The 11,936-nt window shown below is 57.4% G+C and carries 13 protein-coding genes and 1 riboswitch; of the genes, 7 read left to right on the forward strand and 6 right to left on the reverse strand.

All coding sequences use genetic code 11. The annotated features are described in order from the left end of the window. Positions 1-47: 47 nt before the first annotated feature. Positions 48-458 (forward strand): hypothetical protein, encoded by a 411-nt coding sequence (locus ACP0GE_RS05235; protein WP_424830945.1) that lies wholly within the window; start codon positions 48-50, stop codon positions 456-458. 371 nt (positions 459-829) lie between these two features. Here ACP0GE_RS05235 and folE2 read toward each other — a convergent pair whose 3' ends face one another. Together folE2 and metZ are read right to left on the reverse strand one after the other, a co-directional pair. Further along, the gene (gene folE2, locus ACP0GE_RS05240; protein WP_424830946.1) at positions 830-1,933 is read right to left on the reverse strand and encodes a GTP cyclohydrolase FolE2; all 1,104 of its coding nucleotides are present in this window, start codon (positions 1,931-1,933) and stop codon (positions 830-832) included. 181 nt (positions 1,934-2,114) lie between these two features. Further along, complete coding sequence (metZ, locus tag ACP0GE_RS05245) at positions 2,115-3,305, reverse strand: O-succinylhomoserine sulfhydrylase (protein ID WP_424830947.1); 1,191 nt, start codon at positions 3,303-3,305, stop codon at positions 2,115-2,117. Positions 3,306-3,367: 62 nt separating this feature from the next. Beyond that, a riboswitch (SAM riboswitch) is annotated at positions 3,368-3,445 on the reverse strand. A gap of 118 nt (positions 3,446-3,563) precedes the next feature. Here metZ and ACP0GE_RS05250 point away from each other — a divergent pair. Next, entirely contained in the window at positions 3,564-4,253 is a 690-nt protein-coding gene (locus ACP0GE_RS05250; protein WP_424830948.1) for a glutathione S-transferase N-terminal domain-containing protein, read from the forward strand. Positions 4,254-4,277: 24 nt separating this feature from the next. Here the strand turns inward: ACP0GE_RS05250 and ACP0GE_RS05255 are convergent, their stop codons facing one another. Further along, on the reverse strand, positions 4,278-5,228 hold the full coding sequence (locus ACP0GE_RS05255; RefSeq protein ID WP_424830949.1) for a hypothetical protein: 951 nt from the start codon (positions 5,226-5,228) through the stop codon (positions 4,278-4,280). A 233-nt stretch (positions 5,229-5,461) separates the two neighbouring features. Here ACP0GE_RS05255 and ACP0GE_RS05260 point away from each other — a divergent pair, with 233 nt between their 5' ends. Beyond that, positions 5,462-6,235: an extensin family protein gene (locus tag ACP0GE_RS05260; RefSeq protein ID WP_424830950.1), complete on the forward strand. Its 774-nt coding sequence runs from the start codon at positions 5,462-5,464 to the stop codon at positions 6,233-6,235. A 60-nt stretch (positions 6,236-6,295) separates the two neighbouring features. Here ACP0GE_RS05260 and ACP0GE_RS05265 read toward each other — a convergent pair whose 3' ends face one another. Beyond that, positions 6,296-6,667 carry an OB-fold nucleic acid binding domain-containing protein gene (locus tag ACP0GE_RS05265; protein WP_424830951.1) on the reverse strand — a complete coding sequence of 124 codons (372 nt, stop codon included), beginning with the start codon at positions 6,665-6,667 and terminating at the stop codon, positions 6,296-6,298. Between the two features lie 127 nt (positions 6,668-6,794). On the opposite strand from ACP0GE_RS05265, the gene ACP0GE_RS05270 reads away from it, so the two are divergent. Further along, positions 6,795-7,118, forward strand: a complete 324-nt coding sequence (locus ACP0GE_RS05270; RefSeq protein WP_170346586.1) for a 2Fe-2S iron-sulfur cluster-binding protein — start codon at positions 6,795-6,797, stop codon at positions 7,116-7,118. Further along, positions 7,118-7,864, forward strand: coding sequence for an FG-GAP repeat domain-containing protein (locus ACP0GE_RS05275; RefSeq protein ID WP_424830952.1), 747 nt, complete (start codon positions 7,118-7,120; stop codon positions 7,862-7,864). Before ACP0GE_RS05270 ends, ACP0GE_RS05275 begins: the two co-directional genes overlap by 1 nt. An 80-nt stretch (positions 7,865-7,944) precedes the next feature. On the opposite strand, the gene purD is transcribed toward ACP0GE_RS05275, so the two are convergent. After that, positions 7,945-9,207: a phosphoribosylamine--glycine ligase gene (purD, locus tag ACP0GE_RS05280; RefSeq protein ID WP_424830953.1), complete on the reverse strand. Its 1,263-nt coding sequence runs from the start codon at positions 9,205-9,207 to the stop codon at positions 7,945-7,947. A 76-nt stretch (positions 9,208-9,283) separates the two neighbouring features. Here purD and xseA point away from each other — a divergent pair, with 76 nt between their 5' ends. Then, positions 9,284-10,768: an exodeoxyribonuclease VII large subunit gene (gene xseA / locus ACP0GE_RS05285; protein ID WP_424830954.1), complete on the forward strand. Its 1,485-nt coding sequence runs from the start codon at positions 9,284-9,286 to the stop codon at positions 10,766-10,768. A gap of 3 nt (positions 10,769-10,771) precedes the next feature. Then, a complete protein-coding gene (locus ACP0GE_RS05290; protein ID WP_424830955.1) occupies positions 10,772-11,413 on the forward strand; it encodes a glutathione S-transferase family protein in 642 nt (213 codons plus the stop codon). An 8-nt stretch (positions 11,414-11,421) separates the two neighbouring features. Here the strand turns inward: ACP0GE_RS05290 and ACP0GE_RS05295 are convergent, their stop codons facing one another. After that, on the reverse strand, positions 11,422-11,817 hold the full coding sequence (locus ACP0GE_RS05295; protein WP_424833809.1) for a hypothetical protein: 396 nt from the start codon (positions 11,815-11,817) through the stop codon (positions 11,422-11,424). Positions 11,818-11,936: the final 119 nt, after the last annotated feature.

Consider the following 11,936-nt stretch of genomic DNA (forward strand, 5'->3'; position numbering starts at 1 on the left):
AGCGTTGGCGCGCCTGCCCGACCGTGTCAACAGATGATGATGCTTATGTGTCGGTTTTCACCTTCGGTGTTGGCATTGCACGTGGTTTCGAAGGCGCACGCGCACGGCGCACGGGCGCAGTGGGCTGCGCTGCCGCTTTTGGCACCACTGAGGAACCCGTTTTGACGGATTTAGCCGCAGTCGGAACTGAGGGCTGCGGGGTTGGAGTCGGTGCAGGCTTCGCAACCGGCTTCTTTGCTGCAGCTGCCTTTGGTGCAACAGGCGCTTTGGGCTCGGCCTGGGGTTTGCGGACAAACGTTGCCGCCGACGGCTTGGCTTTGGCAGGTGTCCGCTTGACCGCCTTGCGGGCAGCCGGTTTGGGCTTTGCCGCAGCCTTAGGGCGCGCAGGCTTTGCCGGTGCGGCCGAGGCTGCGTGCAACGCATGCAAAGGCGCCATCGGAAGTTCGATCGCCGACTGAGCCATGATCCGCATGATCTTCATCTGGTTCGCTACTGCGTAACCCGCCACACGAAAGGCTGCCGCCTGAAATTCAAGTGAGTGGGAAATCGGATTCATTACGTGTTTCTCCTGTGAAAGCGAGGCAGGCAAAAAAGTGAAAAGAGCCCTCCCACCCCGATTTTCGGAGCGGGCATTCGGATTCGCAGTCCAAAACTTGGCACGTTCCGGCATCCTTTTCAGGCTACGCCACCACATAAACGGGTAGCGGCTGCACTCGGACCCGATATTACGTCAAAACATTTGCGAGCGCAGCAATTCTTGCTGCGCTGCGGCAATAATGCACCAATGACAGTTTTTTCAACGGTTTTTCAAAAGGTTCCGCTGGGTCAATCAGCCAACGTGGAACAGAGTCGTGAACAAACGCGGGTCCAGGCTGGCGGAATCAAAGGTCGGACCTTCGGTCAGAATCGACACAGCATCATGGCTGTGAAGGCTTTCCTGATGGCTGGCGATGACACGGAAATCCCCAACATGATGATCGGCTTGCAATTCAGCGCAGAACAGGCGTGCGGCGTCTTCGACGAAAATCGGATTGGCGGCGTTCAGTTCGGCAAAAGCCTGTTCATCCTCGCGCTTGACCATAACCTGGGTTTCGGTAGGCACTGCACGGCGGCACAGGGCAATCAGGTCTTCGAACCACAGGCAGTCGGCATTGCAGTCGACCACAACCGAAATCCGCGCCACCGAGCGCTGTGAATGCGGTGTCGCCAGCTGCCCGCGCATCGACCGCGCGTGTTCGCTGAGTTCCAGAGAACAGGGGCAGGTCGACGAATAGACATAGTCCAGATGCATGATCTTCAGGCGTTCACCGCCCCGCTCGATCAACTCAAGCGCAATGTCGTAGTATTGATAACCCTCCAGACCCGAGCGCAGGCTTTTTACCCGGTCCGGGTAAGAAAACCGCATCTGGATACGTGCATCAAAGCTGTCCAGATCGGTCTTATAGTCATCCAGCGCGGCTTCCATCACTTCGAAACTGAAAGTGCGCTCGGCATGCTTGTAGAAGGACCGCATGATCCGGGACATGTTGATGCCCTTCTTCTCAGCCTCAAGGCTGACCGAGCCGGTCACGGATGTCTCAAGCGTCAGATCATCGCCGTGCTTGCGATGGAAGCGGATCGGCAGGCGGAAATTCGAAATGCCCACATGCTGGATTTGCTGTTTGGCCCCGCGAATCAGACTGGAAGGTCCATTCTGCAAGTCTGGCAGAGTGGCTTTATAGGCCTCATCCGCAACAAATTCTTCGGGATACTCACGCGACATAGTCGGATAGCTTTCCGGCGGCAAACCAGGCACCAACCGCGCAACGGCCGGATCGAGTTGGCTGATTTCCGCCTCGGATGCCAAAGACGCCCATTTGCGCAACACTTTCAGCGCAGCGGCGGCCTCTTCACGATCAGGTGCATCGTCCAGATCTCGGGGATGTAGATTCATGCGCAGTCTATCCTTGTCTCACCGACGGGTTATCGACGGCTTCGGGCCACGTGTCACTATAGCCCTTTACGCGGGACATAGCAGCCCGGATCGAAAAAATCCGGGCGAAACCGTCTTTTTCGGTAGAAAAACGCCGTGTTGCACACGTTTAGCCCGGCCAGATAACCCGCCCCAGACGGCTTTATGCCTGAGACGCGTCCAGCGCCTTTTTGATATCTTCCAGCAGATCGCCTGCATCTTCCAACCCAACGGACAAACGGATCAGACCCGGAGTGATGCCCAGCTCATCCCGCTGCTCCTGGCTGAGACGCTGGTGCGTCGTGGTCGCCGGGTGGGTCGCAATGGATTTGGCGTCACCCAGATTGTTCGAAATCACCGGAATGGTCAGTGCATTCAAAAAGGCAAAGGCCGCCTCTTTCCCGCCTTTGATGTCCAGCGACAGAACCGTGCCGCCCTTGCCGCCAAGCTGCTCCTGCACCAAGGCGTTCTGCGCGTGGGATTTCAGGCCGGGGAACAGAGTGCGCTCCAGCGCGGGATGCCCTTCCAGCGCTTCGGCCAGAGCCGTTGCCGTTTCGGCCTGCGCATTCACGCGCAGGGCGATGGTTTCAAGGCCCTTCAGCATGATCCAAGCATTGAACGGGCTCAGCGCGCCGCCGGTATGCTTGAGGTAAGGTTCAACCGTGCCGCGGATAAAGTCCTTGGTGCCGATGATAACGCCGCCCAGCGCGCGCCCCTGACCGTCGATATGTTTGGTCGCCGAATAAACGACCACATCCGCGCCCTGCTCGATCGCGCGCGAGAACACTGGGGTCGAAAAGACATTATCGACCACCACAATCGCGCCCACCGCATGGGCCAATTCGGACACAGCGGCAATGTCGATCACCTCAAGCGTGGGGTTCGACATGGATTCGAAGAATACGGCCTTTGTGTCCGGGCGCAGTGCCGCTTTCCACTGCTCCAGATCTGTGCCGTCCACAAAGGTCACCTCGACACCAAAACGTGTCAGGATGCTTTCAAGAATATAAAGGCACGACCCAAACAACGCCTTGGCCGAGACAACGTGGTCGCCTGCATTCAGCATCGACACCAACGCCCCGTTGACCGCTGCCATGCCCGAGGCGGTGGCAAACGCGTCCTCGCCCCCTTCCAGCGCGGCGATACGCTGTTCGAACATCGACACGGTCGGGTTGCCATAACGGGCATAGATGAACTCATCCGGGCCGGTCTCGATAAACCGGGCCTCGGCTTGCTCAGCGGTGTCATAGACAAAGCCCTGGGTCAGGTAGATCGCTTCGCTGACCTCTTTGTATTGGCTGCGACGGATGCCGCCATGGACGGCTTGGGTGCGTTTATTCCAGCTCTCGCTCATGTCATTCCTTTCAGCCCCTGGGCAGAGGCAAACAAAAAACCCCAGACGCGGCCAAGCGAAAGGGGTCTTTCATCCTGACCTTTTAGCGGTGTTGTTTAGCGTGGCCCGCAATCCGGTAACAAATCGCCACGTGGTACCGTTGCACTTACGCCTCGTCCCCGGAATCGTCAAGCCCGGTGCCTCTGCGCTCACGCTTTCGTAACACCTCTTGCCGACGCAGCGGAAACCAGCATGATCCCCTCAACCTGAGGAGGCATCATGATAGATCTCTATTTCTGGCCCACCCCAAACGGTTGGAAGGCATCCATTGCCCTGGAAGAGATGGAACTGCCCTACACCACTCATCTGATCAATATTGGTAAGGGGGACCAGTTCGATCCGGAGTTTCTGAAGATTTCCCCCAACAACCGAATGCCTGCTATTTTGGACCCGGATGGCCCCGACGGCGCACCGGTTTCCGTGTTCGAAAGCGGCGCGATCCTGATGTATCTCGCCCGTAAGACCGGTCGTTTCTATGGCAAAACCGAACGGGATCGGATCGCGGTCGAGGAATGGCTGATGTGGCAAATGGGCGGCGTGGGTCCCATGGCCGGTCAGGCGCATCATTTCCTGAAATACGCCCCGCAACTGGACCCGCCACAGGACTTGCCCTACCCCAAAGACCGCTACCGCACCGAGGTCGGACGTCTTTACGGGGTATTGGACCGGCGGCTGGCCGAAAACGAGTATGTCGCGGGTGATTTCTATTCCATCGCCGACATATCGATCTGGGGCTGGGCGAGCCTGTGGGAAGGGCAGCAGCAAGTACTGGAAGACAAGCCCAATTTCACGCGCTGGCTAGAGACAATGAGTGCACGTCGAGGGGTGCAGGCAGGTCGGGCGCTGCACGCCGAGTTGCGGGGGGATCACCGGGATAAACAGTCGCAAGGGATTTTGTTTCAGAGGTGATATCATAGCAACAATGCGCCCTGCTCAAATAGAGCCGCTTCCGCTGTTTCTTGGGCTGTTGTCAATCTGCTGAAAGAATCGAGCAAGCCCAACCAATGGAGATTTGTAAGGCAGGTCGATCAGCGCTACCGCATTCCCCCCCTGCGCACGCATCAATTGCCCGTACATATGGTCACTTCCGTAATCTTTCAGCCAAAACCCAGCTTCCGTATAGATATCACTCCGACCAAATAGCACGCGAGTTTCACAAACAGTCTTACGACCTGAACGCCAGACATGAAGGTACTCAAGATCGACCTGCGCTTCCTCGTCAATCTTGTGAAACACTGAGACGACCTGATGATTGTTGCTTTCCTGCTCAACCTTACAATAATAACTCAGCACCTCGGCCTCTTGATCGAAGGTTTCAACGTTCACGGTGTTTATCTTTGAGTTTACCAGAAAGAGGCCGTCCTCTCTGATAGGACCCGACTTACAGAATCCATCATCACTATCCGGCTTGGATTTGAGAATCTGAAACGCTTCATCCGGATTAAGATCAGTCCAAACTTGTGAGCGTATAAGTTTAAAACCAGAAGGGATTCGAGGAAGAACAACCGGAAGCCAATTCAACCCAAGCCATAGAAAAAATCCGCCGAAAACGATACCGAGCGTCAAAATAGCTGTAGCTGGCACGCGGTTTTGATCTGGTGCGATAGCCTGCAGATCTTCCAACAGAGGAAGGAGTATCAGTACAAACCCGATTACCAACCCAGCGGTTAGAGTTTCCCACCAAACGCAAGGATAGGTTATCACTAACGTTATGATCACCAAGACACAGGCCAAGGCGACGCCAGTCATGGCCAAAGGATTTTCCAAAAGAACGGAAGATCCAAAGAACCACCATCCCAAACACCATTGCGCGAATAACACGGCTAGGCTGACTATGATCAGCCGTCGCAGACGATAAATACGATACAAGTATTTGTTTTGCATAATTTTCGCCTCAAAATTGCACCCTCACATCACACACAACTTTGGCGAAATCTTGACAACTCATATTTTTCCAGCAGCGCTTTCCCAACAAAACTGTCCGGTAATACACAAGCCCTGGTCAAGAAGGCACTGTACTTGAACATTTTACCTGTTCCCGGTGGCACAATACCAGAGTTGAGCTAAGCTAGCCTTTGAACAACTGAAACAGATTTAGAAAGGAAGAGGCTCATCCGATGCGGGCACTCATCACAATATTGATGCTCTGTGCTGGTGCTGCCAGTGCCGAACCGGATTGCGCTGGAAGCCCAACCCCGGAACAATCCGAGCTTGTTGCGTTTGACCCATCTTCCGACTTTGATGCACACCCGGGCGTACCCACCGCCGACGAAACCGCCAAACTTGAGGCCGGAATATCTCTGAGACCCCAATTGCGCCCCTGCAAGTTCAAGATGTTCGAGCTTGGTCGAGAAAGAATGCGTGAACGGGGGGCAGTCTGCAAAGATTGGACCATTCTGGGCGAAACGCTCAAGCCGATTAAGGGGCGATATCGGGGATGCGGCATTCCAAGCCCGGTCAGGATCCACATGGTTTCCGGCGTCGGCCTCAACCAGTTTGCGCTTATGGATTGCGAAACGGCAATTACGCTGAAAACATGGATAGAAGTTGTTGCCAAACCGGCCTTTGCCGATGTCGGAGGCGGCCTGATAGGGATGCGTCTGGTTGGCCACTATTCCTGCCGGACGCAGAACAATAAAATCCGCGCACGCCTGTCGGAGCATGCACGGGGCCGAGCGATTGATATTTCAGCCTTCATACTGGCGGACGGAAGCGTTCTATCCGTGCGCGACGGTTGGGAGACCGAGAATTCAAACGACGTTTTGCGCCAGCTGCATGGCGGTGCCTGCGGTCTGTTCGGCACGGTGCTTGGCCCCGAAGCGGACCAGTACCACAAGGATCACTTCCACTTTGACACGGCAAGGCGGACAAGCGGACCTGTGTGTCGCTGACATCCGTGACAACACGAAAGCTGGTTTTATGGCGCTGCCGCCGGCTCGTTTACAAATCTGTTATTCTTCACCCCGCACCAACATATCCAGCATGCCCGAGATGTCTTCGATCTCTTCCGCGATCACATGGGTCACCGAATGGGCCCTCTGCATCCGGCCCGTGACCCGCAACAGCCGCCCCGAAATCACGGCGCGGCGGAAGCGTTCGTAAATCTTGCGCCAAACCACCACGTTCACGATGCCGGTCTCATCCTCAAGTGTCACGAATATCACGCCCTTGGCCGTCCCGGGCCTCTGGCGCAGGATCACAAGCCCCGCGACCGTCACGCGCGCGCCCTCGGGCGGGGCGCTCAACTGACAGGCAGGCAAGCAAGCTGGCGGGCGCGGCCAGCCACTGTTTGAACGCGAAGGGCGAATGGGGGCAACAAGCATAAGAACAAAAATAGAACAAACAAAAGGAATGTCCAGAGGCGGCACCCAGAGTCGCAAATCAGACTGGAAAGAGCTAAACGCCTTGACTAAGGAAGAATTCGACAATCGCAGAAGGAAGACGCACGCAATGGCAAAGATCACCTATGTCGAGCATGGCGGTACCGAACATACAGTCGAGGTCGCCAACGGACTGACAGTCATGGAAGGGGCCCGTGACAACAATATTCCCGGCATCGAGGCCGATTGCGGCGGCGCCTGCGCCTGCTCGACCTGCCATGTGTACATTCACCCGGATTGGGTCGAGAAAATCCCGGCAAAAGACGACATGGAAGAGGACATGCTGGACTTTGCCTTCGAACCCGACCCGGCTCGCTCGCGCCTGACCTGCCAGATCAAGGTCACCGACGCGTTGGACGGTCTGGTTGTTCAGATGCCGGAAAAACAGATCTGATGCATTCCAAAGCGCCGCGTAGCCTCGCCCGCCTGTGGCAAGACGGGGTACGCGGCGCGTTGCTAACGTTCTGCACGTGGTTGGCCGGAGCGATCCCGGCCATCGCATCTGAAAAAATCATATCTGCCCGATTTACGGATCCGACAACCCGCTACCCCCACGGTGTACTGGGTGACAGGATTGAATACGGCACGCTGGACCTAGTACTCCAAAACAAGACCATATCCGTTCACTTGCCGCCGGACCGGGTGTTCGAGGACCTCGCTCCCCGAATGGTCGACATAGATCAGAACGGCACGCTTGAAGTTGTTGTCGTTGAATCCCAGGCCCAAACCGGCGCGCAACTGGCAATATACGATGCCCTTGGACAAAAGATCGCATCCACGCCGCATATCGGGACCCGCTTCCGCTGGCTCGCCCCGGTCGGCGCTGCCGATCTGGACGGCGACGGCCATATCGAAATCGCTTATATCGACCGCCCGCATCTGGCCAAAACGCTTCGAATCTGGCGATTCACGAATGGCGACCTGACTGAAATCGCCTCGCTCACTGGCCTGACCAACCACAAGATCGGCGAGGATTTCATCTCAGGCGGCTTGCGCAACTGCGACGAGCGCCCAGAGTTGATCGTGGCCAGCGCCGACTGGTCGCGGATCATCAGTGTCTCTTACAACAACGAATGGACCAAAACCGATATCGGCCCGTTCACAGGCCCCGAGAGCTTCACCCAAGCCCTCAAATGCTGATCCACTCTTCATCTGGCCGAAAATATCCTGGGGGTGAGGCCGCAGGCCGAGGGGGCAAAGCCCCCTAACCGCTCATCCACTCAAAGTGCCCGCCAACCGATATCGCGCCGATAAAACCCTTCGGGCCAATCTACCCCATCGACCATTGCATAGGCCCGATCCCGTGCCTCCTGCAGTGTCTCGCCTCGCGCGGTAACATTCAGAACCCGACCACCTGACGCCTGAACCTGCCCACCAACGGCCTTGGTCCCGGCATGGAATACCATGTTGCGGCTGTCCTCGGGCAGCTCATCCAACCCATTGATCACCGTACCTTTCGCATAGGCACCCGGATACCCGTTCGCCGCCATAACCACCGTCATCGCGTGATCATCCGCCCAATTGACCTTGGCTTGGCTCAACCGCCCCTCGGCCGCCGCATGCATCAGATCCATGACCTGCGCACCAAGCCGCATCATCAGAACCTGACATTCCGGGTCACCAAAGCGCACATTGTATTCCACCAACCGGGGCTGGCTGTCCTTGATCATCAGCCCCGCATAAAGAACCCCCTGAAACGGCGTCCCGCGACGCTTCATTTCGGCGATTGTCGGGCGCACGATCTCGTACATGGCGCGGGCCTCGATCTCGGCACTCAGGACCGGAGCCGGTGAATACGCACCCATTCCGCCAGTGTTCAGGCCGGTGTCACCTTCGCCCACCCGTTTGTGATCCTGAGCGGTGCCAATGGACAGAATATCCTCGCCATCGCACAACACGAAAAGCGAAGCCTCTTCGCCATCCATAAACTCCTCGATGACAACCTCGGCCCCGGCACCGCCAAAGGCCCCGCCGAACATGTCGTCGATCGCGTCCAGAGCGGTTTGTTCATCCATCGCCACGATCACACCCTTGCCCGCCGCCAGACCATCGGCCTTGACCACAATCGGCGCGCCTTGCTCGCGGATATAAGCCTTGGCAGGCTCTACTTCCGTGAAACGGGCATATGCGGCCGTCGGCGCGCCAGAGGCATCGCAGATCTCTTTGGTAAAACTCTTCGAAGCCTCCAGCCGCGCAGCCTCGGCCGATGGCCCAAAAACCAATATACCGGCCTCGCGCAAACGATCGGCCACGCCAGCCGCCAACGGCGCCTCGGGCCCAACAATCACAAAATCAATGGCGTTTTCCTCGGCAAAGCTGACAACCGCTCCGCCATTCTCGATATCCAACGCCGCACAATCCGCGATCTGAGCGATTCCGGCATTTCCCGGCGCAACAATCAGACGGTCGCATTTGGGGTTCTGCATCACCGCCCACGCCAGGCTGTGCTCGCGCCCGCCGCTGCCGAGAATAAGGATGTTCATGGGGTCGTCTCCGATCTGCTTGGCCTCGCCTGCGGGGCGTTCTAAGCTGGGCAGGCATTTGACACAAGGCGCTGAAATGTCCGATCTGCTTGACGACCCGATCCCGGGGCAAAACACCCCCGAATACACGGTTTCCGAAATCTCGGGCGAGGTGAAACGCGCGTTGGAGGGCTCGTTCGGGCGAATCCGCGTAAGAGGCGAGGTCGGGCGTGTGTTCAAGGCCCGCTCGGGGCACTTGTATTACGACATCAAGGACGACCGGAACGTTCTGGCCTGCACCACGTGGAAAGGCCAGATATCGGGCTTGTCGGTGGTTCCTGAAGAAGGGCTTGAGGTCGTCGTCACAGGCCGCCTGACCGCCTTTGGCGCACAGTCGAAATACAACCTGAATGTCGATGAAGTCTCGGTCGCCGGACAGGGCGCGCTGATGGCGCTGCTGGAGAAACGAAAAAAACAGCTTGAGGCAGAAGGGCTGTTCGCGCCCGAGCGCAAGAAAACCCTGCCCTATCTGCCGCAGATCATCGGCGTGGTCACCTCGCCCTCTGGCGCGGTGATCCGCGATATCCTGCACCGCCTCAGGGATCGATTCCCACGTAAAGTTCTGATCTGGCCCGTGGCCGTGCAAGGCTCGAACTGCGCGCCCGAGGTCGCCCGCGCCATCGAAGGCTTCAACAAACTGACCCCCGGCGGCGCATTGCCGAGGCCCGATCTGATCATCGTCGCCCGGGGCGGTGGATCCATCGAAGACTTATGGGGCTTTAACGAAGAAATTGTCGCCCGCGCCGCAGCCGCCTCGGAAATTCCGCTGATATCTGCGGTTGGGCACGAGACGGACACCACTCTGATCGACTTCGTCTCGGACCGCCGCACACCCACTCCGACTGCGGCTGCTGAACTGGCTGTGCCAGTGCGTATGGAGTTGCTGGCCTGGACCGGAGAGCAAGGTGTCCGCCTGTCCCGTGCGGCATCGGACGCCGTTCAGCGCCGATCACAACGGCTGCACGATCTATCGCGCGCCCTTCCACGGCCAGACACCTTGCTGAATACCCCACGGCAACGCCTTGATCTTATTGCGGAACGCCTGACGCCAGCCTTGAATCGCGGCATTCAGAACCGGCGACTGCAATTGGTCGAGATGTCCGCGCATCTGCGCCCATCGACCCTGCGCAATCTGGTGTCCTCACGTAAAGAAAGACTACTGAACCTGTCCTCACGCCTGTCCATACGCCCGATCCAGCGCGAGATCGACCAGCAACGCCAGATTGTCGCGCGCTTCGCCGACCGGCTGAACACTGCCCAGACAACACGGCTGGACCGCTTGCGCCAACAACTCAGCGCCACAGACCGGCTGCGCGAAACGCTCAGCTACAAAGCCACCCTTGCGCGTGGCTACGCCGTGGTCCGCGCTGAAGGCGGAGTTGTCACAACCAGGGAACAAGCCGCCGGTCATCCGGTTCTTGAGATAGAATTCGCCGATGGCCGCCTTAAAACCGGGGCCTCAGCCAAATCCACTGCAAAAAAGGCCAAACCGGGAACGCCCGATCAGGGCTCGCTGTTCTGAACCATGCTGACGATCTGGGGTCGCAAAACTTCCTCGAATGTTCAGGCTCTGATGTGGTGTGTCGGTGAGTTGGGACTGGAATATCGGCGCCATGATATTGGTCATCGCTTTGGTGGGCTGGGTAGCAGCGCGTTTGGAGAATTGAATCCAAATCGGACCATTCCGGTTCTGCAAGACAGAGACGCTCCGCCGCTGTGGGAAACCGGCGCAATCCTAAGATATCTGGCCAATCAGTATGGTAGCGATGCCTTTTGGCCGCGCGCGCCAATACAACAGGCGGAAGTAGACAAATGGGCGGAATGGGCCAAAATCAACGTCGCAATGAATTTCACGGTCCCGGTGTTCTGGCGCACCGTGCGAACAGCGCCCGCCCGGCAGGATCGGCAGGCCATCGAACAGGCCATCAACACCCTTGAAAGCAAACTTAAGATTGCCGAGGCCATTCTGGCCGACCACACTTACATAACCGGTTCAAACCTGACGCTGGCCGATATTCAGCTTGGCCATGTCCTGTTCCGGTACTTCGACATTGATATCTCGCGTGCGAAATTGCCAAACCTGCGCCGGTATTACGATACGCTCGCCCAAAGGCCCGCCTATCAGAACCACGTCATGATCAGCTATGACGAGCTTCGCGCCACCTGAGGCCCAGGTTAAACGCCCACCTCAGGGCCAAGACAGACCATTTTTTCCCCGATTTCATCAGCTTCGTACAATTCAGTCGCAGCCGGGTCGCCCTCGAACTGCGCAATCAGACCCTCACCCGATCGGGTAAAGACCCAACACTGCGGATCAAGCCGGTCTTCGTAAATGAAACAAATCTGATCCGCACGCTCATACCAAACCCCTTCCTTGCAATTCCCATCAAGGAAGGACCAGATCACCCGGCGGTTCGGCAGGTAACGTTCGACACCATAAATCTGCCCGTTGAAACCGTAAAACAGGGTCTTTCCCCGGGTGTAGCTGTCAAACTCACTGCCAGACATGGGTGATTGCGCAAGTAAGGCCTGCGCCGGAAGAAAAGTGAGAATCAGCAGATACCTGAGCATGAGATGCATTGTGGCAGATGAGGCGCTGACGTACCAATCACGAGCCACCCGGAACGATGCCATTCTCTGACCCTTTGCAACTGCCGCAATTCCGCATTAGGTGGGGGGAACACCTGCGG

The sequence above is a fragment of the Ruegeria sp. genome, assembly GCF_965243365.1.
Taxonomy (GTDB): Bacteria; Pseudomonadota; Alphaproteobacteria; order Rhodobacterales; family Rhodobacteraceae; genus Ruegeria.